The organism is Thalassoroseus pseudoceratinae (assembly GCF_011634775.1).
Classification (GTDB): domain Bacteria; phylum Planctomycetota; class Planctomycetia; order Planctomycetales; family Planctomycetaceae; genus Thalassoroseus; species Thalassoroseus pseudoceratinae.
This window is the reverse complement of record NZ_JAALXT010000008.1, coordinates 166,603-192,212: the sequence shown is the minus strand read 5'-3', so window position 1 is coordinate 192,212 and position 25,610 is coordinate 166,603. Positions and strand designations below refer to the sequence as shown.

Below are 25,610 nucleotides of genomic sequence, written 5' to 3'. Positions count from 1 at the left end.
GAATTTGCTGAGTCCACCTCCTTTCTTGTTTCGGGTGCGATTCGCCGCACTAGGGGGTGCCCAGAAGTTGCCTCATTTCGTGTTGCAGCAGAGGTTCAGCCATCGAATCCAAGTATTCGGCGAGCGGAATTGCTGCTGATCCTCTTAGGGGGGCCCAGCTTCCGATGGAACACGCATCCCTCAGTTGTCACATGGCTTGCGACAACACGACGAAGATAAGAGAGCTTCTCGGTCAAGGCTGCGGCAGAACCTACCGGCTCAGGTGCGGAGACTCCGCAGAAGAGATTCGTAGATCAGTTTGATGGCGACGCCGCAGAAAGAAAGTCAGCGTGCCGCAAGAAGGCGCAAGGGTGCTGGTAGAAGAAATTGACTCCCTGATCTGGGAGCTGCGCAGTCGTCAGCACATGAAAACGACGGAAGGTAGAGAAGTGGTATCACGAGAGGGAGGAGTTTGTAACCAAATCGGATACAGTTCCCGAACAGAATAAATCGGATACGCTAATCTTCCCCTCAGTTCTCCATAAGTCGTTGTCTAGAAAGCACTTAAAAATGCCCTCGCAAGGACTTGAACCTTGAACCTACTGATTAAGAGGCATCGTCGTCCGACTGAATTCGCAGCTGAAAACCGTAACAGTCACAACACGTTACATCGACTCAAAAGCGTTTGCAAACGCTTTCGTTCCCTATTTTTTGGTCGTGTTGCAACGCAGTAGCTGACAGGGATTTAGGCAATCACGTGAGAAACTGGATTCTCGCTTACCGGTAGTCTACCGGGCACAGTGGAGTGGACGAAACGCAGGACAATTAGCTGTCTTGAACTGGGTTCAAATTTATCTTACCAACATGCCGAATCGAGCCATTTTGGTTGCATGAGCAGTCTTCGCGAAACCTCCATCAGTTGGGAACTTCTTGCCAGCATTACCCGAGCTTTGGTGAGCGGCTTGTTAGCCATTTCTCTTCTCTCTATCTGCAGACGGTTGTAATTGGTGTGTGATGGTGACCTTAATAGGGCATTCACTGGCACATTTCTGCCTCGGGTTCTTTCTGCGAACTGCATGACGTGTTGTTGTTGGTCGTTCCCAGTTGCAACCCACCCGACAGCGATCAATCTCTGGGAGTCCCATGACCGAGCTGCCTGCGAATCGTGAAGACGCCGATTTCGGTGATGGTTCCCTGGATCGACGGATGCTGTTCGAGGAAGCCTGTATTCAGTTCGGCGAAAAGTTGGCCAATGGGACGGCCGGTTCGCTCGACGAAATACTCGCCAGCGTTGAACCACCTTTCCGAGGAGAAATGCTGGCTCTGCTGCTGTCGGTGGAGATCGAGCATCGACAGCGTGTGGGTGAAGCCGTGTCGGTGGATGACTACGAACAACGCTATCCGGAGTACGTGGACGTTGTTCGAGAAACGTTTGCCGCGAAGCGGGTGTCGACGGTCAATCGCTCGACACCGTTGGAAACTCCCGATGTCTCTCGGTCTGAAGCGGACTCCACGTTCGTCTCCCCAAACGCAGCTTTTGCACCGACTGTCACACCGGATTCCGGGATCGAACCGGGCGCCGGTGAACTGCTGCAGTCGGAGTGTTTTGGCGACTACGAAGTTCTGGAGGAGTTAGGCCGCGGCGGAATGGGCGTCGTCTACAAAGCCAAGCAACTCAACGCGGGTGGTCGTCTCGTGGCCCTGAAGGTCATTCGGGCCGACCGCTTTGGAGCTCAAGATGACCCAGGTCGAAAGGAAGCGGTCGAGCGGTTTCGGGTCGAGGCGAACGCGGCAGCCCGACTGCATCACGACAATCTGGTGACCGTGTACGATGTGGGTGAGGTCGAGGGCCAACCGTATTATGCGATGCGGCATGTCGAGGGCCGAAGCCTGAAGTCACTCGTTCAATCGGGGCCGGAGGAGAGCCAACGGGCGGCTGCCATTATTCGGGACGTGGCCACCGGTGTGCATGCCGCTCATCAGCACGGCGTTTTGCATCGTGATCTCAAGCCGGACAACGTGCTGATCGAAGACGAAACTGGTCGGGCGTTGGTCGCGGATTTTGGTTTGGCCAAGCTCGCAGAGGAACGGGGGGTAACGCTGACCGGTGTGGGTATCGGAACTCCGCAGTATATGTCTCCCGAACAGGCGGAGGACGCCGCCGGGGTCACCGTTGCCAGTGATGTCTATTCCTTGGGCGCGACGCTGTATCACCTACTGGCCGGTCAGCCACCGTTTACCGGCGAGCTGTTTGAAGTCCTGAGGAAGGTCAAGGAAGAAACACCGTCACCGCCATCACAGGTGCATTCCAATGGCGACACCGAGCAATCGAAAGACCTGGATACGATCTGTCTGAAATGTCTGCAGAAAGAGCCGAACCAGCGGTACCCATCGACTGCGGCATTAGCAGACGACTTGCAGCGTTTTCTGGAAGGTCGACCGATTCAGGCTCGACCAGTCAGCAAGTTCGAACGTGCCAGACGGTGGTGCCGTCGGAATCCGGGAATCGCTACCCTAACGTCGGTCCTGACCCTTGTTCTGCTCGCTCTAGCCATTGGTGGCCCGATCACCGCGGCCTACCAGGCCAAGCTGAAACAAGACGAGTCCAAAGCTCGAGAAAACGAAGCAGCTCAACGTCGACGCGCGTCTGGAGCTGAGATCCTCGCCTACTTCGACGCGTTGCAAGGCGAGATTCAGCGGAAACAGGCGGTTCGACTGGCTGAAGCGGAGCGGCAGGAACGTGAGCGTGCCGAACGGAATCTCTACTACAGCAAAATCTATTTGGCAACCGCACACCTCGAATCCAATCGCCACGGTCAGGCTGCAGTCGCGCTAAATTCCATTCCGTTTGATCAGCGTGATTTTGAGGCTCATTATCTGTCCCGGCAAGCCGAAGGCACTCCACTCACGCTTTCTGGGCATACCAGTGCTGTTAGCGTCGGATTCAGCCCGGGCGGTCACCGAGTTGTCTCCTGTCAGTACAACGCAGTCAAGGTCTGGGACGTGGATACGGGGACCGAGATCCTCACGCTCCGCGGGCATACCCAGCAAATCACCAGCGTTGAGTTCAGCCCGGACGGCCGCCGGATTGTCTCAAGTAGTAGGGATATATACAGGGTCGACCACGTGGGGGAGATCAAAGTTTGGGACGCGGCCACGGGGACCGAGATCCTCGCGCTCGGCGGGCATTCCAAGCCAGTCACCAGCGTCAGGTTCAGCCCGGACGGGCGCCGAATTGTCTCCGGGAGTGAAGACAGCACCGTCAAAGTCTGGGACGCGGCTACGGGGACCGAGACCTTTACGCTCCACGGGCATGTACATTTTGTCAATAGCGTTGGGTTCAGCCCGAATGGCCGGCGGATTGTCTCTGGGAGTGAAGACAACACCGTCAAAATCTGGGACGCGGACACTGGGACCGAGACCCTTACGCTCCACGGGCATGCCAAGCCAGTCACCAGCGTCGTATTCAGCCCGGACGGGCGTTGGATTGTCTCCGGGAGTGAAGACAACATCGTCAAAATCTGGGACGCGGACACTGGGACCGAGACCCTTACGCTCCACGGGCATGCCAAGCCAGTCACCAGCGTCGGGTTCAGCCCGGACGGGCGCCGGATTGTCTCCGGGAGTGAAGATAACACCGTCAAAGTCTGGGACGCGGACACGGGGAACGAGGACCACACCCTCCGCGGACATAATGATCATGTCACCAGCGTCGGGTTCAGCCCGGACGGGCGCCGGATTGTCTCCGGGGGTGACGACAACACCGTCAAAGTCTGGGACGCGGCCACGGGGACCGAGATGCTCACGCTCCGCGGGCATACACATTTCGTTAATAGCGTTGCGTTCAGCCCGAACGGGCGCCGGATTCTCTCCGGGAGTTACGACCATACCGTCAAAGTCTGGGACGCGGCCACGGGGAACGAGACCCTCACGCTCCGCGGGCATATCGGAGAGGTCCATAGCGTTGGATTCAGCCCGGACGGACGCCGGATTGTCTCCGGGAGTGCAGACAGAACCGTCAGAATCTGGGACGTGGACACGGGGACCGAGACCCTTACGCTCCGCGGGCATACCAGTTTCGTTGAAAGCGTTGGGTTCAGCCCGGACGGCCGCCGGATTGTCTCCGGGAGTGGAGACGACACCGTCAGGACCTGGGACGCGGCCACGGGAACCGAGACCCTCACGCTCCGTGGACATACCAGTCGTGTTTTAAGCGTTGGTTTCAGCCCGGACGGCCGCCGGATTGTCTCCGGGAGTGCAGACAACACCGTCAAAGTCTGGGACGCGGCCACGGGAACCGAGACCCTCACGCTCCGTGGACATACCAGTCGTGTTTTAAGCGTTGGTTTCAGCCCAGACGGCCGCCGGATTGTCTCCGGTAGTGCAGACAAAGCTGTCAAAGTCTGGGACGGGGCCATAGGGACGGAGTTTCTCATGCTCCGCGGACATACAAGCTTTGTTACCTGTGTTGGGTTCAACCCAGGCCACCGCCGGATTGTCTCCGGTAGTTGGGACCGCACCGTCAAAGTCTGGGACGCGACGACGGGGATCGAGACCCACACACTCCGCGGCCATACTGATTCTCTCACTAGCGTCGGGTTTAGCCCGGACGGCCGCCAGATTGTCTCCGGTAGTTTAGACAACACCGTCAGAATCTGGGACGCGGCCACAGGAACCGAGACCATTGCGCTCCGCGGGCATACCCACCCTGTCCACAGCGTTGGGTTCAGCCCGGACGGGCGCCGGATTATTTCAGAGGATAAATTCAAGAGATTGATGTGGAATGTCCAAACCGGCGACCAAATAGTTGGTGAACCCATTCCGGAACTTCCTGATCCCCAAACGATAATCAACCGTGGATTGTTAAGAATTATCCATACGGTCGAAGGCGTCTTGCTCGTCCGCAGAAATCCCGACTACGATCCTTGGGTGACGGATGCAGACCTTCGCAGAAAAACGGCCTTGGATTATCACCGCAATCAAGCCGAAATTGCTGCTGATGAGAAGGATTGGTTTGCTGCCGAGTTTCACTGGTGGACTATGCTCACGAAATGTGACGCCGAGTGGCGCAACTCGATTGAACGCGGACACCGCTTGGCGTTTCAAAATTTGTTGGATCAAGCGAAGTCGCGACCGATGACCGTTCCGGCACGACCAGCGGTCGCGGAAGACAGACTTAAAGCTGAGATGCTTGCGACTCCTGTGAATAGACTTAGCAAAGGGTCCTTCGAAGACGGTATCGGAAATCATTGGCGGGTGCACTCGTACCGAAGACAGAAACACGCGTGCAAGACGACATCAACACACAGGCACTCTGATCAGAGAAGTCTTGAAGTACGTTCAACCATCTTAGACGATATTCAAGTGTTCCAGGAAGTTGACGTCAAACCGTTTACGCGTTACTTGCTAGCTGGGTGGGTCAAAACCGAAAATGTCCAACCTGGAGAACGAAAGGACTGGGCTGCCGGACTTGCCGTCTGGCGTACAAGAGAGAGAACTCGGTCGATCGAGGGAACGACCGATTGGACCTATGTTTCTCTAGAAATTGACACCCGCGAACGTTGGAAGATCGCGGTTGGCCCTCGACTAGGACATCACGGTAGCACGGCGCGTGGCAAAGTCTGGTACGATGACATTAGCCTCGTGGAACTCGGACCCACAACTGAAGTAATCACGCCTTGAACGAGAGAATACGTACGAATCGATCAGCTGCATCACATTGCTGAGTGATGATCGTGGCTTGTCCCCAAAAACTGGTCCAGTCGTTACGAAAATTCCGCCGAGTGAAGGTCACTGTCTTCGACAAGTCCCTGAAGCAATCGCCGGCTATTGCTGAAGAGCATGATAAGCCTGCCCACATGTTCCGATGGAATGGCCTTTCTGTGGATGTTTCCTTTTGACCGAGTGGAGGTCATCCATCTCATCGCAAAAGATTCAGTCGACGAATTTGGAGGTCTCCCATCAGAGTGGATCGACAGGCATAAGGTCCAGTAGCCGATTGGTGCCGGAAATTGGATCCCAGAGATAGACATCGTCGGCGATGGTGTCTCGGTTCACACTACGAATCAAAGGAAAACCGTTGACCGCTCCCGGGGCAGCCACATTTGTTTCAAACGAGAACATCAAATCTGGATCGACACTCTCGTTTGTCAAAAAGCGATTGTTGCCAGTCACTGAGTCTTGGAAATACAGATCTCCGTCTCCGTCGCCGTCAAAATCACCAATAACGACTCTGTTATAGGCGTTCCCGTTGCCCACCTCGGGCGCAATGGGGTTGTCGGCAATCGAACTCACTTCACCTTCAATGAATGAAGCCAACCGATTTCGCCCGGTCCCTGGGTTCCAGAAGAACAGTTCGTCCATCTCCCGCGTGTTCCCATCCACATCACCGACGGCCAACTCGGTGTAGTCCGTTCCATTAATCGCAGCTCGTGGAAGCGGATCATCAGAAATCAGTATGCCGGCCGGTCCACCAAAGTCTGGGTCGTTGTTGAACGATCGTGTGAAGCCGACGATCCGGTTCTGGCCGGTTTGTGGATTCCAGAAGAAGAGGTCGTCTTCTGCCTCACCTTGAACACCGCGGAATCGACCAGCAACGACGTCGGAAAAATCATTTCCATTGACCGCCTGCATCACAACCGAGTTTTCGAAACCCAGCGCAGACGCGTAGTAGATCGCCTCGCCATCAGTTTCTGGAGAGACACTGAGAGTAAAGACCCAGTTCTGTCCAGTTGCTGGATCCCAAATGAACAACTCTTCGCCGGGATTGAGCCCTTCGCGGTCCGTAAACTGACCAGCAGCAGCTTCGGAATACTCATCGATCGCACCTGGTGCGACGATGTTTGTCATCACCTCACCACTCTGTCCGTCGACCAAGCGATTGAAACCAGTCTCCGGATTCCAGAAAAAGAAATCGTCGATGCCGTCGGCGTTGTAGTCGCCGGTCACCAAACTCTCGTAGCTTCCATCGTTAACTGCCGACTCCGAAACCACCGTTCCACTGACGCTTGCGGCACTCAGTAGTACACGTGGTTCGAGAACTTCTGCCGCACACGGAGCAGTACTTCGATAATGTCGTCGACGCCTTACGGCTGCGCGTCCCAAAGTCTGTGTTTGCATGTTTCGAAACAGTAATTTTAGCCATTCAATAACCATTGTTTTGTTCCCGTTCTAGTCGGTTGGTTTACCTGGATTAACATAATTGGTATTCGAGGGACAGAAATCGTTTGAGAATACACTCGACATACTGTGAATCGATTGTACGCATAAACGTCACAGATACTGGTGGTTGCGATTCATGCTGTCGTTTAGAAAAGGCCTGCCTGCGTCAGCAGCGACCAATAAGTATGTACATCGTTGATGTCCGGAATGCTTCCGATAGACGTTGTCGAATTCGTGCCACCAGCTTCGAGATGACTTTGCCAGGTTTCGACGATCTCTGCTTGCTGTTCCATGCCAAGTTCGTACCAGTCAGTGTCTGGTGTGAGCTGATATTCGTAAGGATCAGGTCCACCGGCGAGGGAATGAATCTGTTCCTTGGTGGCGCCCAACGTGCCCGAAAGTTGGGGGTGATGATCTTGGTAGATGTGGGTCAACTCGTGGGCGAACAACGGCAGATCCTGGAGCGGGTCTTCGCTCCCAATAAAGATGACTAATCCGCCAACCATTCCGGCCCCCTCAAACGGGGTTTCTACCACGCGTATTTCGTCAAGTGGTGGGAGTTGATCATGAAAGATCGATTTTGCCGCTTCTTGCTCCGCAGCAGTCAATTTGCGGCCATAGAACAACCCGACAAATTCGGAGCCCGTATCGATCACTGAGTCCACGACATATCCCATTCCGTAGAGAAGACGATCGCGGGGGACTTCGTAAAGCACGCCACCAATCAACGCGCGTGCTGCTCCGGCCGAATCTCCAGCTCGCAGCTTCTTGATGACTGAATCAGAAAAGTCTGGTTCGGTTCCGAAGTGGTGGTAGAAGATATCCTGTAATTCACGTCCCAAGGTCTCGGGCGTCTTCCGAATATAGTTGACAAAGTTGTCGAGAATGCCTTCTACGTTTTGACGAAATCCGGCGGAGATCGTTTCGTTTTCGTTGAACTCGTTGAGCCTCGCGTGCCCGAACAGCTCTTGCCGAAGCATGTTTTGCTCGTCGTCACTCAATTCGTGGAAAGCCTCCTCAAATGAATTCAATCGTCGCCGGATGCTGTCTCGAGTTTCCTCAAGCGATTCGAATCGATTCCGCGCAGCTGCCTGGAACACTTCGATGAGGGGTCGCAAGCCATCTTCATGATGTGTACGCACCTGCTCACCCCATGAAGTGCCGATCTCCAAGATTCTCTCGGACAGCCTGCGTGTCGTTGATGCAACCTGGTCAGTGAATGTTCCTAGAGACAAACGTTGGCCGGGGAAAAACGGATTCTCGGGTCGAAGTTCATTGTGAATCCTTGCGAATCGCTCCGACATTGAAGTGATTCGCCCGATCGTCCCATCTATGATTGCTTGACCAGGACCCCAAACTGACAAAGCCGCTGCGTCTAATTGGCCCGGCCCTTCAAACACGAGTGTGTCAGCGAGTTGTTCAAGGATGATTTCTGTCGAAGGGGCTGGATTCGATAACAGTTTCGGAATATTGATTACGTCTTCAATTGCCGACTGGATTGCGTCGATGGCTTTCGGCAATTGCGAGATGCCAGGCGTCCATCCGATGCCACCACCACCGCCGATCCCGGAGCCAAACGGCGCGTCAGTCAAAAAGTTTGCAGCCGATTTGATCTTCTCTAGAGCTTCGATCACATGATCTGGAATCACATTTACTGTTCCCGACTCCAAATCAGTCAGGAACACTTCGACAGTATCGAGTGCATCGTGAAAGGATTCATCGCCCCGTATCGCATTCAGTCCGTCCGTGAGATAATCTAAACCGTCCGAAATGCTTTCGTACACGGAAACATGACTTTCGAGAGGGGAAATCCAACCGAGATTGTCCAAGATTTCGATATCAGATTGGATTTGAGATGGACTCGGCGCGATTCCTTGTTGCTCGTAGAGTTCTCCGAGTTTTTCCTGGATCCACGCCCGCCAGTCACGAGCTGGATTTTCCTGAATCGCGTCACGGACCTGCATTTCAAAGAAGTCGCGTGCCCAAATGTTGATTTCGTTTGTGATCCAATCACCGAGACTATAATCCGACGCGTCGACTTCCCAGTCGAAGTTTGCAATTTGTTCAATCTGCATTTGCCGATCATTGATGAACTGATCAACAAAGGCAGTAATCTCGGCCCGTCGATCATCGATCTGATCCTGAGCCCACTCAATCTGTTGTCTTGCATCCTTTACAAGTTTGTCCCGAGCTTCGCGGGCGGACTTGATAAGTGACTCACCCTCCCGCCGGATTCGATCCAATTCACTAGCAATGCGATTCAGCGGCCAAGGCAGGCTATTGATTCTTTTAGCAATCTCTGCATCAATCCGTGCTTTCTCGTCTTCAAAGTCGCCAATAGCATCTTTAATATCCTGCAAATGGTCATCAATTTTTTCATTCAGGGACGCAATTGTTTGCTTCACAGTCTCGATCGAGTCATCTCGAAGCTTCTGTGCACCAGCAATCGCTTGCCCTACTGCGTCGACTAACGACCTAAAGGATTCAACTTTTAGTTGCGAATACTTCTGGTGGATATCCTTGATCGTTTGATTCGCGGAACTAACAACTTGATCGACCTCTCCAAAGAGATTTGCGCGGAGCTCAAAGAGCAAGTCAATTGCCTGATCGTCTAACTGACTGAGATTCACATCAAGTTCAACATCGATCGATTTGATAATCGCCTTGATGTCATTCGCCGCGGTGCGGACTTGCTGTCGCAAGTCTTCATCCAGATGTGAAAGTCTCTGGCCCCCGGTCCCAGTCCAATTTCCGATGCTCTCACCAATCGATTCGGCAAGTTCTCGCAGGATTCCATCCTTGATCGCATCGAGAATCTGCACGTTATTCGCTTGAGTGCCTTCAAAGAGTGCCTTTGCGATTTCGCTAAGGTCACTCGTCACATGTTGGTAGAGGATGCTAGCTGTTTCTGCCAGGTCCTGATTGACCGCGTAAACTGCGGCGGCAACGTCTTTCAGATTAGCATTGAGTCCACTCGAAAGTGCCTTTGCGACATCGACCAAGTCAACTTCGTATTCTCGAACTAACTGTACTGCCGTCCCAACATAACTTTGTGTCTCTTGATAGAGTAGGTAGGCGGCCGCAGCAACGATCTGGGGCTTTCCGGTTTTCGCGGCTAGAAAGATTGCTTCCTTTCCAGTTGATTCAAATTCATCCTTGAATTCTTGGAGACGGTCTTGGATGTCCGAGAGCGTACCGGCTTCGTTACGGTAAAGGGGAATAACACGAGACAGTCGTTCGGTTTGAAGGACGATATTCGCGTCAACAATCCCAACTTCGCCTTGCAGACCGAGGTCGAGATCGAGACCGACTGAGACATCAATGTTGTCTGGTTCGATAATGTCGCTTGGACGAACTTTGGAATCGTTGGAACTCTCCGGAGCATTAAACGTGAATCCGCCAAATGCATCGAGACCGACGTCCGCGGTCACTTCGACAAGGTCAAGTACGACAAATAAATTGCCGGTAGCTGCGACGTTTCCTGTGATTCCACCGCCAAACGTAATATGTGGGTTTGAAACGCCATCAATGTCGTTTTCCTCAAGATAGAACCCTTCCGTGTCCAATCCAACCGTAAAGTCGAATCCGAACTCGATCGAAGGTTCGAGTGTGACGCCCAGCTCGATGTTAACAATTCCGAAGTAGCTAAAGAGCGTCGTTTCGGGAAGTGCCGTGATTTCACCGATTGACGATTCGAACGTTTGGTCGACGTCCAGGCTGAAGATGTCATAAGGCTGACCTGTCAGGAACTTTTCAATGTTGCTTGGCGAAAAAAGCTCGAACTGCAGACTCAATTGATCGTTATTGCCACTCTCGGACTGAATCTGCGCGAGTGTTTGGCCACGAAATGCTTCTGGTGCCAAGACGAATTGTGCGGCCTCGGGCACGTCGAGCAGATCGAGAATGTTTTGTTGGAAGAACCCGAGTTTTTTGCCGAAGAATTCCTGCACGGATTTGGGGATTGGGTTATTCTCGGCGAACTGATCGATCATCACTTGAAACAGCGCATCTTGAAGGCTCTCAGAATTTTGAAGAGCTCCAATGATTTCTGACCAGTCGTTACCATCAAGCGTGTAAGAAAACTCGTCGGTTGCTGCGTCGTAGTGAAGACTGGCCATCCACTCGAGCGTTTGCGGGATGCCCGTAATCGTGTCAAGCGGCAAAGTATCGGTGACAAACCGTGGCAAGTTGCTGAGTGGATTCTCGATTGAGAGTGTGGCGAGAAGATCCGCACGGGCCTGAAGGCTAAGTGCCTGTTCGTTTTCGAGGGCTAAAATCAGGCCGCCTTCCGTTTCGTCATATAGGTAAAGTCGCTCTTCGTCTGTCGAGTCAAAGTCGTTCACGACCAAGCTGAATCCAGCATCGGCGACATGCTGGTTTGACAGGCCTACGACTGTACCATGCACCGAGGTCAGTCCCGGAATTTCGACTTCGGCCGTAAGTCCTGTGTCAGAGGTGTCAACAGTCAGAGATAGTTCAGCTGAGGAACCCTCTTGAACGTAGATACCACCAACGGTGTCCAAGCCGAACACGAGTTGAAGATCGAGACTGGGCTGGGCCGTGAGTTCTCCCTGTAGGTCGAACCCAATTCCATTGGCCGCATCAAGAGCCGTCGAATTCCCAAGCATCCAAGCTTCCGGTGTCTCCGAATGAGAGTATTCTAACGTGATAAGATCAGTGACATTCCCGCTCAACAATTCTTCCGGCGACACGACAGTAGCAACAGTCAACCCGCGAGACTCGAGAAACGGCAGTATGCCTTCTTCCGGCAAATTGAACCGAAGGGTTGAGTCAATCAGGGACTGTATCGAGGTGGTGATCTGAGGGCCGACGAGCGGTAACCCGGAAGCCTTGTCCGCGAACGAATCCGCACGATTGGCGAACTCGTCGAGTCGACGCACAACGTCGCTGGCGAGCGAGTTGATGAGGGCATTCGAATCCAGCTGGAATTCGCCTGATTCGTCCGCCAGATTCCAAGTGCCGGTCCCTTCCAATTCAACAGCAGTTGCGTTCTGCGGAAGGCCGGGGACGTTCAACGTCAGTCGCAATTCGTTCAGATTGAGTTGACCGGATACTGTCACACTGTCTGCGTTTGCCAAGGCCTCGATCAATTCAGTTGATGCGAGATAAAGCCGCTCCGATTCAATGGCATCACCGTCGTCCAAGATCCAGACGACATCAGCAGCCAGTTCACCTTCAGCGGCCAAAGATCCAGAAATCGATTTTCCGGATTTCGCTTGACCATCCAGATTCCCGCTGGCAGCGACATTGACACCCACTCGTCCACCTTCCTGCACGAAGAACTGACCAGAACTTTCGAGCCCGAATCGGAGATCGGTCGTGGTGTCTGCATCTCCCTCGATATTTCCTGATATGCTAGCTTCGATTGATGAGTTGTTCACACCAAAGGATGTCGTGTCGTCTGCCTCAAAGGTTAGCTGCTGAGTCCGGTTGCCTTGATGTTGAAGGACCAACAAGTCTTGTGGAAGCACACCACCGTTGAAGCTGTAAGCGAAGAGATCGAACGAACTAATTGCCGACTGCACGGTAAATCCAATAGACTGCAGTACCTCAATTGAAGTCTCTGCATCGCCGAGTGAGAATTGCCTTGTGAGCCCATTGGTTATCGTGCTTGATGAGTCTGCATCAATAAAGTCAAGTGCATTCAATCGATCCGCGAGCACTTGAGCGGATGAGCCGAACTGATGAATACCGTCCATAATCGCGACAGTAAGGGAGTCGAGCAGTCCAGCGTCGTCAAACCCTGAATGCTCTGATTTTAGTTCATAGCCGTTGTGGGCATCGAGCGTCCAAACCCAATTGCCACGAGCATTGATGGGATCTAGACCGGGCAATCTAAGCTCGGTTGTGAGATCAATTTCTGAATGACCTTCAATCTCGATTGTAAGAGCGTCTATCGTTGTTCCGAGATCTTCTAGGCGGACTCGTCCGTCGCCTCTGACGGTTGTCAGTGAGAGTCTGGATTCGGTCTGCATTTGGAAATCTGCACTACTGGCTGAATCGTCCCGGCTAGTTTTTGTTGCGGATGACGCAGCTATGATTCCGTCCAGGACGGTTCCGGGAAGCATGTACCAACCATCTGCATCAAGTCCAAAACGCAAATCGACACGGAACTCGCCTGTGCCCAACATGTCTTGCGGAAAGTTGATCGCAGGCAGGTTATCGATACTTGGGAGAATGTTTTTGCGAAAACCCATTTCATCTTCCGCAATGTCGACGACATTCGAGTAGCCGACCTCGACCAAAACTCCTTCGCCTGAAAGGAAGATTTTGGCGAGTTGCTGGTCATTCGCCAACGAGTCAACTGAAAGACCGGCAGTTTCGAGAGCAGCTCGCAAGTCGGCGCTAGTATTAACATTTTCAAGTTTGATCGACTCGATCAGCGTTTCTGCTTCTCGACTAAGTGCCGTCAACGCGGAGACTCGAAGGGATTCTGCTTCCGAGGAATAGCTGTCTTGCTTATTCTCAATGTATTTTGTCAGGACGTCGCGTATGGCCGTGAGACCACCCACAAGTTGTTCAGCTGCTGCTCCGGCCAAATTCTGGTCTTCAACAACCACATCCAGTAACTCAGCGTTAATGGTCACTTTTCCGTAACCCTGTGCCGGGGCTACGGCTAAATAGACGGGCTCAGATGTCGTCGCCTTGAAGTCGATCCTCGCGGTCTCCCCGATAGCATTTCCTTCGTTAGTTACCAAGACGGACTTTCCATCGGCAGTGTACAAAGTCAGCGAAACTCCCAAGGACGAAGGCCCGAATAAGGAAGGTTGTGGCTTCACAGAAATTGCGTAGGAGTCACCAGAAGCTGTATCCAGCTGATACACAAGTAGCTCCGAACCAAAACTGAGCGAAGCAAGTTCGGTCGAATCGACGGACAGTAATCGAGCATCGGGAAATCGATCTCTACCCGTAAGAGTTAACGGATCGACATCGGAGGCAAGCAACGCGTAGTCTCCAATGTGAAAATAGCTTGCACCTTTAACAGCAAGCTCGTATTCGCCTGACTCTTGAGCGGTCCATTCAATACGCGGGGAAAGACCTCGTCCACCGTCGTGGTCCTCAACAACCAGCGACCCTTCTGAATCGAACAGCTGAAGTGACAAATCAACATTTGCATTTGCTTCCGTCTGGAAAACATAGGTTCTCCCGGATGTCAGATTGACACGGTATCGGTCAACTTCACCAGCTGAAATTCGTCCTTGGATCTCTCGGCCGATTTCGAGTTCATTGACCGTCACGGTCGCCGCTCCGAAGCCCTGGGTCGGTCTCACGACCAGATAGACTGGCTCCGAGGCTGTCGCTACAAAATCAATTTCCGCGAGTTCTCCGACAGCATTTCCTTCGTCGATCGCCAAGACAGACTTTCCGTTGGCCGCGTACAGAGTTAGCGAAACCCCCAAGAATGAAGTACCAAAGTAGGAAGGCTGTGGCTTCACAGAAATTGAATAGGAGTCGCCGGAAGTCGTTTCCAGCTGATACACACGCTGCGCCGAACCAAAGCCAAGCGTCGCATAGTCGATAGCTCCGATCGCTAATGATCGAGCATCGGGAAAACGATCCATGCCAGTCAAGGTTGACGGATCAACTTCGGAGGCAAGTAACTCATAACTTCCGGTGTTAAAGTAACCTGCTCCCGTGACAGCAAGTTCGAAGTCACCGGACTCTTCAGGCGTCCACTCGATTCGCGATGATAGATTCGGTCCACCGTTGCGGTCTTCGATGATCAGTGATCCATCCGGTTCGAACAGACGGAGTTTCAAGTCCACATTCACGCCGGCTTCAGTCTGGAACACGTAGGTTTGTCCCGCAGTCAGGTTGACGCGGTATCGGTCAACTTCGCCATACGAAGAAATCCGCCCATCGACTTCTTCGCCAATTTCGAGTTGATTCAAGCTCTCTACTGCTGACGCCGTCACCCCGGATAACAGCGTCCGACATTCGAGTACCTCAGCAGACTCGACGAAAACGTGACGCGCTCGGCGACGTCGCTTCAAAGGTCTGCTTCTTTGCCATCGAAAACCTGGCCGGAGTATCGTTGCTCTGAGGTCGGCTAACCAGTCGGTGATTTGCATGATTTGGTCCTTTTTGTTCTGGAAAGCCTCGATGGCTTCACGTTGAAGATCACGGAATTGCTGGATTCGCGACAAAATTTTCGAGTCCGATTTCATGCTGAGCCTTCGCCCCTCTCCCGGAACTGGATGATGGACTCATTGCGAAAACGTGACAGACGCTGGAAAATGGGATGACTCGTGCGAACGATGTGGCTTCGAAAGGTTCCACAACGTTCCGCAGGTTTTCCCTCCAAGAATTTGTGGATTGACCGAAGACTTGTAGAAAACGGAGACTTGAATGGCCCCTGATCAGCCCATGCAGTCGAACGAGCCTCCGCTGGATGCCGGTCTCACAACCATTTTGAAGCGGATTCCCGACGATCCAGACGCAGTCGGTCGCATCTGGGAACATTTCCAACGGCAGATGGTTCGCGCGTTTGAATCCCATCTTCAGCGACGCGATGTCCCCCAGTCAGTCGCGTCGGCTGAAAGCGTGTATGATTCCGCGTTCTTGCGGATTCAGGACTTTGCGCGTCGACAGCCGCAGCGGTTCGAAGACATGAACCGGGACGACTTTGCCGGTTACCTCTGGCGAACCATGGAGAATCTGACGAAGAATCGATTGAAGAAGCGATCTGCAGCAGTCCTGCCGACGGACATCAGCGACGACACCGCAAACCAGTCCCATGATCATTTCGTTTTTCAAGACACCTGCCAACAAATCTGCGCAAGAATCGAAGAACGGAGTCGGAGCGAGGAACAAGCCGACCGACTCAAGGCGATCCTGGCCCTGCGTCTTTGCGGACAAACGTATCGACAGATTGCCGACGAACTCGGTATTGGTGAAAAAGCGTCCGAGTTCGGTGGACGCATCCTGAAGGATATCATTCGGCCGTTATTCGAAGAGGATGGTCAAGCGATTTGAGATGTATCACCGCGAGCCCCAATAAGCATTTAGCAATGCAATTTGAGCTAATCGGTTGTAATTGGTGTGTACTGGTGACCTTAATAGGGCATTCATTGGCCATTTCTGCCTCGGGTTCTTTTTGCAAACTGCATGACGTGTTGTTGTTGGTCGTTCCCAGTTGCAACCCACCCGACAGCGATCAATCTCTGGGAGTCCCATGACCGAGCTGCCTGCGAATCGTGAAAATGCCGATTTCGGTGATGGTTCCCTGGATCGACGGATGCTGTTCGAGGAAGCCTGTATTCAGTTCGGCGAAAAGTTGGCCAATGGGACGGCCGGTTCGCTCGACGAAATACTCGCCAGCGTTGAACCACCTTTCCGAGGAGAAATGCTGGCTCTGCTGCTGTCGGTGGAGATCGAGCATCGACAGCGTGTGGGTGAAGCCGTGTCGGTGGATGACTACGAACAACGCTATCCGGAGTACGTGGACGTTGTTCGAGAAACGTTTGCCGCGAAGCGGGTGTCGACGGTCAATCGCTCGACACCGTTGGAAACTCCCGATGTCTCTCGGTCTGAAGCGGACTCCACGTTCGTCTCCCCAAACGCAGCTTTTGCACCGACTGTCACACCGGATTCCGGGATCGAACCGGGCGCCGGTGAACTGCTGCAGTCGGAGTGTTTTGGCGACTACGAAGTTCTGGAGGAGTTAGGCCGCGGCGGAATGGGCGTCGTCTACAAAGCCAAGCAACTCAACGCGGGTGGTCGTCTCGTGGCCCTGAAGGTCATTCGGGCCGACCGCTTTGGAGCTCAAGATGACCCAGGTCGAAAGGAAGCGGTCGAGCGGTTTCGGGTCGAGGCGAACGCGGCAGCCCGACTGCATCACGACAATCTGGTGACCGTGTACGATGTGGGTGAGGTCGAGGGCCAACCGTATTATGCGATGCGGCATGTCGAGGGCCGAAGCCTGAAGTCACTCGTTCAATCGGGGCCGGAGGAGAGCCAACGGGCGGCTGCCATTATTCGGGACGTGGCCACCGGTGTGCATGCCGCTCATCAGCACGGCGTTTTGCATCGTGATCTCAAGCCGGACAACGTGCTGATCGAAGACGACACCGGCCGGGCGTTGGTCGCGGATTTTGGTTTGGCCAAACTCGCCGAGGAACGGGGCATGACGCTGACGGGTGTGGGAATCGGAACTCCGCAGTATATGTCTCCCGAACAGGCGGAGGACGCCGCCGGGGTCACCGTTGCCAGTGATGTCTATTCCTTGGGCGCGACGCTGTATCACCTACTGGCCGGTCAGCCACCGTTTACCGGCGAGCTGTTTGAAGTCTTACGGAAGGTCAAGGAGGAAGCACCGTCACCGCCATCGCAGATGCATTCCGGTCGCGATACCGAGTATTCGAAAGACCTGGACACGATCTGTCTGAAGTGCTTACAGAAGGAGCCGAATCAGAGATATCCATCGGCAGCAGCATTAGCGGACGACTTGCAACGTTTTCTGGGGGGGCGACCGATTCAGGCTCGACCGGTCAGCAAGTTCGAACGCGCTCGGCGGTGGTGCCGTCGGAACCCGGGAATAGCTACCCTTACTTCGGTCCTGACGCTCGTTCTGCTCGCTCTAGCCATTGGTGGCCCGATCACCGCGGCCTACCAGGCCAAGCTGAAACAAGACGAGTCCAAAGCTCGAGAAAACGAAGCAGCTCAACGTCGACGCGCGTCCGGAGCTGAGATCCTCGCCTACTTCGACGCGTTGCAAGGCGAGATTCAGCGGAAACAGGCGGTTGCGGCTCGGGACCGAGCAACGTTTCAGCTCTACCGAGCTAACCTTGCCCGAGCTAGTGGCGAAATTGAGGCCAATCGCTACGACATTGCGCAAGAAGTCTTAAGTGTCATTCCGCCGGAACAAAGACATTGGGAGACGCGATACTTGATGAGCCGCGCCGAAGGTACACCGCTAACATTAATTGGGCATCAGGGCCCTGTAGCCTTTGGCCCTGCTGGCCAGCGATTCATTTCCGGGAGTGGAGACGGGCAGGTGAATGTCTGGGACGCAAGTAGCGGGAAGAAACTGCTCGACCTTAAAGGGCATGACGATGGCGTGACATGTGTTGCTTTTAGCAACGATGGTCGAAGGATCGTTTCTGGAAGTAATGACCAGACGGTGAAAGTCTGGGATTCAAGCAGTGGGGACGAGCTTCTCACACTCCGCGGTCATACCTTTGTTGTCTCTTGCGTCGCTATTTGCCCAGATGGACGGCGAATTGCTTCAGGAAATGGTGGCAGCGACCAGACGCTAAGGATCTGGGACGCCGTGACCGGAGAAAACTTGCACATACTTCGTGGGGACTTCAATCAAGTGTCCAGCGTTGCCTTTAGCCCGGACGGCCAGCGAGTGGTTGCCGGCGTCGGAAGTCGGAATGCGAATGTGAAAGTCTGGGATGTAGCTAGTGGTGACGAATTGCTAACGATGTCCGGCCATTCCGATAAAATCTTCGGCGTCGCGTTCAGCCCAGATGGAAATCGTATCGTTTCGGGAAGTGGAGATCGAAGTTTGAAAATCTGGAACGCCTTCAATGGCGAAGAGTTAAAGACAATCCACGGTCACTCCCACGCTATTATTGATGTTGCTTTCCACCCGAACGGAAGACAAGTCGTCACGGGAAGTCACGACGAGACTTTGAGAGTGTGGGACGTTGCGAGTGGAGAGGAATTACGCGTGCTTCGTGGGCACACCGAAAGTGTTGGCAGCGTGGACTATAGCCCGGACGGAAGAAGAATCCTATCCGGAAGCAACAACGTGAAAGTCTGGGACTCTGCTCACGGTGAGGAGTTACTCAAGCTTGCTGGGCATACCGAACGTGTTAGTAGTGTCGCGTTCAGCCCAAACGGTCAAAGGATTGTCTCCGCAAGTCCAGACGACACGATAAAAGTCTGGAACGCCGTCAGTGGTGAGGAATTGATCATACTCCGTGGACATCACCGTTCTGCTTGCAGCGTAGCTTTCAGCTCAGATGGGAGACGCATTGTCACTGGGAGCTTTGACAAATCTGTGAAAGTCTGGGATGCATTTAGCGGTGAGGAGTTGCTCACGCTCCTTGGACATCAGGACTTCGTTAACAGTGTGGCGTTTAGCCCAGATGGACATCGGATTGTTTCGGGAAGTCGTGACAAAACTGTCAAGGTCTGGGATGCCACGAGTGGCGAAGAGTTACTCACGCTCCGTGGGCATTCCAGTATCGTGAGTAGCGTTGCTTTTAGCCCTGATTCCCGCCGTATTGTTTCTGGCGGCTTCGATCAAATATCAAAAGTCTGGGATGCAGACACAGGAGAAGATTTACTCACACTCCGGGGGCATGATGGCTACGTTACGAGTGTAGCAATTAGTCCAGATAGTCAGTGGATCGCTTCGGGGTGTATGGGGGATCCATTTAAAGTCGTCGCGGGGATAACGGACTATAGCGTTCGAATCTGGGACGCTACGAGTGGAAAACAGAAGCTCGTACTCCGTGGACACGATAGACCCGTCTCTAGCGTTGCTTTCAGTCAGGATTCTCGTCGAATTCTATCGGGCAGCCATGACCAGACAGTTAAAGTTTGGGATATCCCTAGCGGTGAGGAATTGCTCACACTTCGTGGACATACTTCAAGCGTATTAAGTGTTGCATTCAGCCCAGACGGCCGGCGGATGTTGTCTGGCAGCGAAGACAAGAAATTGGTAGTCTGGGATGCCGGTTCGTCAACAAATAACCCATGGCTCGAAGACGCAGCCCGTCGCATTGTATGGGATCCGATCTATCACGAACAAGACGCCGCAATTGCCGAAAAAGATAAAGACTGGTTTGCGGCCCGATTCCATTTGCGGTGGCTTGTCAAGCAAAGCCCGGACAACAAAATTTATCAACAGCGACTCGCAAGAGCGGAAGCAAGTTATGCCGCGGCCACCCAACCGTAGATGAATATTATCGAACAGGCCTTCGAATACTCTCTGACCAGAATTGCGATCCTTCAATGAGTGTGCCCTTCGATCTTGCTCCGACAGCTCGACTCTCTGGATTGCATATGGTCGGAACTGTGTTTCGACGTTTTCTCATCAGCTATCCAGTCGACCCGCACATCCTCGCGGATTATCTTCCGCCGGGAGCGGAATGCGTGACACACAACGATTGCGCGTGGGTCTCGGCCTGCTTTGTTCGAATGGATGACATGCGGCCCAGTTTTCTCCCGCGATGGATGGGGATGGGTTTCAATTACTTGATCCATCGGACGCGGGCACGACTTCCGTTTCCCGATGGTAAGCTGCGCGAGGCAGTTCTCGTACTGCAACCGAACATTAATCGTCCGTTATTGAGTACGTTCGGCTCGCTACTTACCGGTGTCGGATTCAAGACGCGTCAAATCGACTTTTCGGAGGACGATGCCGATTGGCGAATCCAGATGAATCATCGCGGCAAACTTTTGTTCGATGCGGAGATACCGAAGGCAAGCTGTTCCGAGCGAATAGTCCCCGACTCCCAGTTCAGCAGCGCATCGGAAGCCGATCGATTCCTTTTGGGCGTGTCGTTTGGTGGGGAGTGGAAAAACGGACAACAGCATCTCAAGCTGTTGCCGGAGACGCATGATCCCTGGGAAACACGCGTTTGCAAATGCATCTCACATAAGAACCAGTTTCTCGAATCACTTGGTCTCGATAGACTTGCCGCAGATCATGCGATCACGATGACCGAGATCCCACATTATTTTGGAGTCACGCCAATCAAGGCGGATTTGAATAAACGATCGATACTATCCGATTGCGGAAACTCTGATTCTTGCGAGCAATAAGCCCCGCCTATGCGAGTAACTTGACAGGCTCAGTTGCCTGGATTTTTTTGAAGGGCATTTCTACCCAAGAATTGAACAACTCTGCCGCAACTGCAAAACTTTCGGTACGCGTACGCGATAAATAAAGTCAGTTGCATACCTCGACTCCCACGGCTGGGCGAACCGATTTCGATTCAGAAAGTAGTACCTTTCGACCTCGGCATTTGTGAGTAAGCCGGCAATAGAGGCAGCACGTGTTCGCAAATGAGTTTTCGCTCCATTCCTGCTCCTGTCGCGGGAATGAGGTTTCACTAACCCGGCAAGATTATCTTTCATGGACTGCGGGGTCCGGCATTCTTTGGATGCCGCGGATCAGCATTCCCGCAAATTGGTGTGCACATTACAATTCCTTGAAAGTTCATTACGCGGAACAGAAAAATCTGACCACATTCCAGTATCCTCATAGCCGATCACTTCCACTGGTGGACTCATGAGTCTTATCACGCAATCGTGCGAAGAACGTGTCACAGGACGTGACGGCTGGCTCGATCAGTTCCAAGTCGAGTTTCGTCGTGAAGCTCGGGCGATCGGGGAGAATGGGGATCAGCTCTTTTCGATTTTCGTGCTGCGAACAATCACGCATCAGTCGTGGTGTTCCATCGCTCGAAGCATTCAGCTACACAAGAATACGGTGCAACGCAAATATAAGGCCGCGGCGACAATCGCGGCACAGATGGGTTGGCAGGATTTGTAGCATCGGTTGACAAATTGAAGCGGGCGGACCACGCGGACTTGATGACCTCATCGAACCTGTCCCCGTTGTCGGCGGAACTGCAACAGAAGTAATTTGCGGCCGACAGAATCCTTTCTGATAGATTCGGGCGTCCACTGCCTGCCGAAAGCGGATGGCCAAGCGGGAATGACGGCAGCAGCCAAGTTTTCAATCTCTTCGATCGACATTGCGTCCAGTTCAGGTCCCAGCAATCTTTCTGATTCCCGGTCTGCGATACTTTCTTGCATTCGTTTCGGCATCGACAAAGCGGGCGGGCCGTTCGCTCGGAGGGATGGCTGGGCAGGTTCTCGCGTTGCGCGAAATTCGGCTGTAACCCAAATCGTAGCTGAGCGGCCGGATTGGGTTTTTCGAGTTCGGCCTGAATCGAAAATATAGCCACGTTTCTCCAAGTCGACTCGGCACGGCTGTTCACTGTTTCCATCTAACTCCAAGGCGTCTTGAATCTCGGCGTCAGTTGCTCCACGAGTGCCCCGCTCTTGGATAAAACGTAAGAGTCGGTCCGATAGAGAGTGAGGATCGGCTTTCGCTCGCGAGGATGTGCTCCTGCTCGTGCCATGAGCTGCATTGGGAATCGGACGAGAACGGTCATCTTGTTGATCGAGAAGATTCATGTTGTGGACTCCTTCGTCTGTCGCATTTCGGCAAGTCGAGCAATCTGCGAAGCAGCATCTCTCGGAAGTCCGCTTCCACGGGGAATGGCTCCGAGCGTGGCGACTGCTTCGTGGAATGGCTGGCGTGCTCTCATCATTGAGCTTTTCCGCTCCGCTTCGATCCATGCTTTGGCCTGCGCATGATCAGCGTCGTTGGTATGGTCCCATAGCCCCTCGGAAACCAACTTGTTGAAGAGTCCGCACGGATTGCGTTTACCTCTCGCTAGGGCACGAGCGATGACCGCATAGAACCACTGGCGGTCGGTCTCGGAATCGCGTCGAATTCCAATGCGTACAGCTTCATCGAAAAGCTCTTTCCGTCCCTCTGCGGATCGGAGTTCCTCAATCTTCACGTGTCGAGTCCACTTCTTTTCCAACCCAGCAGCGCAAGCATCATGATCATTATTCAGATCAGATATCTGATTCTGATAAGAGGTAGGAGTCTCAGAAACTGTCGCCCCTTCGTTGAATTCTGTCGCCCCTCGCTGCGGTTTTGTCGCCCCTGTCGCCCCCGAATTTGTCGTCCCTCTCCGGCAATTTGTCGCCCCTGTCGCCCCCAAAACTGTCGTCCCTCGACGGCGTTTGATTGTAGGTTGCTTTCGCGAAGAATTTCCCTTTTTCGGTACCTGTTCCGCGTCGATCATTGCCAACGTATTGACGATGAAGATGTGAGGGCTGTTGTCGGATTCTTCAACATCGAGAAACGTGCAATCGCCTTCACGAATGTCGGCAAGTGCTCGCTCAATGGTCCTCGGATTGACGCCAGCCGCATTCGCAACGTCGCGCTTCGGGGCAGACAGTAACCAAGAGCCATCCGGTAAGGTTTCCCAGTCATCTGGTAGTCCCTCGTCACGATTCTCGAATTGAATCCACAGTTTCCGCAGGCCTCGAAGCAGCGTCTTTGTTCGCTTGCTGGCGAGCGCGTTTGGAAGAGCGCGGACCCGCTCTAAAAACCAATCGAATTCGAACAGCTTCTGGTCTGGGTCCACGGCTGTCGGCTTCGTGCCAGACATGCAGACTTCTCCTTCAGTACGGCAAATTGTGCGGCGGCAAATTTGCGTGGGTTGTCCGTTGAGTGTTCCGCTGGTTGATCAGGTCGTCCGTTGCCGGAACGCATCCGCTGCCGTACTATGGTGGTGCGATCCCCGTGGGAACGGATTCGGTCGCGTAGCTCTTGGCCTCGTCGGTGAGTACGCACTCCGGCGGGGCCTTCTTACGTTCCGCTGGCGATGCATCGCATCACCGGCCGATACCGATCTCGTCCAGTTCGCTTTCGGCGGCCTTGGCACGGCGGGCAGATTCGCGCGTCGGCTCAGCGGGTGAATCGTCGCTTTGGTTCTGCGCTGCGATGAACCGATCCAGTTCATCGCGGAGCACGTAGCGGCGTCCGCCAATTTTCTTGCTGGGCAGCACGCGCCCGTCCACACCTTTCAAACACCAACGCCAGACCGTCGCCAAGTGAACCCCACACAATCGGGCTACGGCGTTTAGCGTCAGTCGTTCTGCTTGCAGGTCAATAGTCATGAAAAAATCCCTCGCGTTCGAGTGGCGAAAGTGCCATCAACTGCGAGGGATCGTAAACTCAGCGAATCAACAAAATGAACAATTCAAACGATGAAGTTGCCATTTTCCCTGGAGAATAGGACACTTCGTACCATTTCATGCCATCTCGTGGCAGTTCAATTCGTATTGGAGATGGCTCGATGATTCGCTTCCGCGTATTTTTGTTGCGACTGGAACCAGGCTTCGAACGCACGATAGTTGACTTGGGTAATCCACCAAGTTTTTCCATTGTGCCGCCGAAGTGTTTTTCGATTTTGCCCGATTGCAGTAGCAAGCAAGTTGATCGTTCCTTCCAGGGGACCATATGTAAAGCGACTGTCTTCGGGCGGTGGAGTGTCAAACCAGCCAAGTCTTGTCCTGGTTTTCGACTGTGTCGGTTTAAGACTTTCGCCACCGGGCGATCCATCTGATTGTGACGTCGCATCCAATGGTTGACGCGGGACAACGCCACTATCGCGCATGAATCCCATGGCGATGGATAGCTCACGTTGATCGTCTGGATGAAAGACTCGTAGCTGTCGCACTCTCAGCCCCTGTTTGGTTGAAAACTGTCGAAGCTCGTAGCGGCTGCGGATGCATCTGCCAAGAATCGACGAGGGACGATTTATATAATCGCGCGAGCGTTGCGCCGGCAAGCCGAAATTTGTCTCGCCTTCCCGAGCAGTATTCCAGTTAGATCGTTCTAACACGCCACGCTGTACAGCGACTAACGCGGAAATCTCATTTATGTGCAGATGAAGCAATTTCGGGCGGATACTTCCCTTCCCGTGTAACGCCAAGACGCCTTCCAATCAAAAGTGGTCGACCAAGCGGAGGACAATGATTGTTTTGGTGCCAACGTTGGAGACTATACATCGAAAAACCGGTTGCTTCGGCGGCTTTCCACAGTGGTAGCCAATCAGGAGATTCCTCTTTACGCAGGCGTGCCGAGTTGATTCGTTCAAGATCTTCGCGAGAGTAGAACCACTGCATTCCACTGTGGTGTCCATTCCACTTCCGCTTTTTCATCGCTCGAATTTGCCTACCGTCGAGCGCTGGATGACCTTTCTTTCTACACCAGTAGAGAAAGGTCTTTGAAAATCCATATTGAGCCCTCACTTGCTCATGATCCAATTCATCCTTACTCGCGTCCTCGAGGGTTGCTGTACCTCGTTCTGAAAAGATCGCCAATAAATCCGATTGCAAATAAAGATAGGTTTTGATCAGCAAACTGGTTTGTCGGAATACCCAGGAATATTGGAATTTGATTGGCCTGCTGAGAGCTGGTGGAGACGGATCACCATTGCGCCATCCCCGGAGTTCCAAATCGTGAAATCCAAACTCACGATTGGTTCTTGCGGTCGTGATCCACACACGGCCGGCGCTATCTCGGAACGTATCATCCGGTAGATAGAAAATCGTTTTTGCAAGCTTATTGATGTCGGCAACGGAATACCTCCAGCTTCCCCGACGGCCTACTCGCCGAAGTGGTCTCCCGAGAGGTGGACAAGACTTGCTCCACGCTCGTAGTGTTGTCTCAGATATCTGGCGTCCGTTAAGTTCGTGGAAGAGCTGCAGTGACTGATGGAAGTTTGTGAATAAGACATTCATTGAGGGCTCCTTTTTCATAGCCAGAATAACCGGCCGAATTGCATTGGCAGATAGAGCCCGACTGGAAACTGCGCCAACCGAAGCTAGAGCGA

At 53.3% G+C, this 25,610-nt stretch carries 10 protein-coding genes; 5 read left to right on the top strand and 5 right to left on the bottom strand.

All coding sequences use genetic code 11. The features are described from left to right. Positions 1 to 1,122: 1,122 nt before the first annotated feature. Positions 1,123 to 5,661, top strand: a complete 4,539-nt coding sequence (locus G6R38_RS25085) for a serine/threonine-protein kinase (protein WP_166831547.1) — start codon at positions 1,123 to 1,125, stop codon at positions 5,659 to 5,661. 279 nt (positions 5,662 to 5,940) lie between these two features. Here G6R38_RS25085 and G6R38_RS25080 read toward each other — a convergent pair whose 3' ends face one another. After that, a complete protein-coding gene (locus G6R38_RS25080; protein WP_166831546.1) occupies positions 5,941 to 7,098 on the bottom strand; it encodes an LEPR-XLL domain-containing protein in 1,158 nt (385 codons plus the stop codon). Positions 7,099 to 7,286: 188 nt separating this feature from the next. Beyond that, positions 7,287 to 15,053, bottom strand: a complete 7,767-nt coding sequence (locus tag G6R38_RS25075) for a PPC domain-containing protein (RefSeq protein ID WP_166831545.1) — start codon at positions 15,051 to 15,053, stop codon at positions 7,287 to 7,289. Positions 15,054 to 15,510: 457 nt separating this feature from the next. On the opposite strand from G6R38_RS25075, the gene G6R38_RS25070 reads away from it, so the two are divergent. From G6R38_RS25070 to G6R38_RS25055, 4 genes are all read left to right on the top strand, one after another. Further along, positions 15,511 to 16,137: an RNA polymerase sigma factor gene (locus tag G6R38_RS25070; protein ID WP_166831544.1), complete on the top strand. Its 627-nt coding sequence runs from the start codon at positions 15,511 to 15,513 to the stop codon at positions 16,135 to 16,137. Between the two features lie 199 nt (positions 16,138 to 16,336). Further along, complete coding sequence (locus tag G6R38_RS25065; protein ID WP_166831543.1) at positions 16,337 to 20,074, top strand: protein kinase domain-containing protein; 3,738 nt, start codon at positions 16,337 to 16,339, stop codon at positions 20,072 to 20,074. 56 nt (positions 20,075 to 20,130) lie between these two features. Next, positions 20,131 to 20,943 carry a DUF2071 domain-containing protein gene (locus G6R38_RS25060; protein ID WP_166831542.1) on the top strand — a complete coding sequence of 271 codons (813 nt, stop codon included), beginning with the start codon at positions 20,131 to 20,133 and terminating at the stop codon, positions 20,941 to 20,943. A gap of 469 nt (positions 20,944 to 21,412) precedes the next feature. Next, on the top strand, positions 21,413 to 21,676 hold the full coding sequence (locus tag G6R38_RS25055) for a hypothetical protein (RefSeq protein ID WP_166831541.1): 264 nt from the start codon (positions 21,413 to 21,415) through the stop codon (positions 21,674 to 21,676). 646 nt (positions 21,677 to 22,322) lie between these two features. Here the strand turns inward: G6R38_RS25055 and G6R38_RS25050 are convergent. The 3 genes from G6R38_RS25050 to G6R38_RS25040 all read right to left on the bottom strand — a co-directional run bounded on the left by G6R38_RS25050 (position 22,323) and on the right by G6R38_RS25040 (position 25,518). Then, entirely contained in the window at positions 22,323 to 23,378 is a 1,056-nt protein-coding gene (locus G6R38_RS25050; RefSeq protein WP_166831540.1) for a hypothetical protein, read from the bottom strand. A 226-nt stretch (positions 23,379 to 23,604) separates the two neighbouring features. Continuing rightward, positions 23,605 to 23,889 (bottom strand): helix-turn-helix domain-containing protein, encoded by a 285-nt coding sequence (locus tag G6R38_RS25045; RefSeq protein ID WP_166831539.1) that lies wholly within the window; start codon positions 23,887 to 23,889, stop codon positions 23,605 to 23,607. A 759-nt stretch (positions 23,890 to 24,648) separates the two neighbouring features. Further along, on the bottom strand, positions 24,649 to 25,518 hold the full coding sequence (locus G6R38_RS25040) for a hypothetical protein (RefSeq protein ID WP_166831538.1): 870 nt from the start codon (positions 25,516 to 25,518) through the stop codon (positions 24,649 to 24,651). Between the last annotated feature and the right edge of the window lie 92 nt (positions 25,519 to 25,610).

Coding starts and splice junctions, on each gene's coding strand:
- G6R38_RS25085 (WP_166831547.1), top strand. CDS start 1,123: ATGACCGAGCTGCCTGCGAATCGTGAAGACGCCGATTTCGGTGATGGT.
- G6R38_RS25080 (WP_166831546.1), bottom strand. CDS start 7,098: ATGCAAACACAGACTTTGGGACGCGCAGCCGTAAGGCGTCGACGACAT.
- G6R38_RS25070 (WP_166831544.1), top strand. CDS start 15,511: ATGGCCCCTGATCAGCCCATGCAGTCGAACGAGCCTCCGCTGGATGCC.
- G6R38_RS25065 (WP_166831543.1), top strand. CDS start 16,337: ATGACCGAGCTGCCTGCGAATCGTGAAAATGCCGATTTCGGTGATGGT.
- G6R38_RS25060 (WP_166831542.1), top strand. CDS start 20,131: ATGAGTGTGCCCTTCGATCTTGCTCCGACAGCTCGACTCTCTGGATTG.
- G6R38_RS25055 (WP_166831541.1), top strand. CDS start 21,413: ATGAGTCTTATCACGCAATCGTGCGAAGAACGTGTCACAGGACGTGAC.
- G6R38_RS25050 (WP_166831540.1), bottom strand. CDS start 23,378: ATGTCTGGCACGAAGCCGACAGCCGTGGACCCAGACCAGAAGCTGTTC.
- G6R38_RS25045 (WP_166831539.1), bottom strand. CDS start 23,889: ATGACTATTGACCTGCAAGCAGAACGACTGACGCTAAACGCCGTAGCC.
- G6R38_RS25040 (WP_166831538.1), bottom strand. CDS start 25,518: ATGAATGTCTTATTCACAAACTTCCATCAGTCACTGCAGCTCTTCCAC.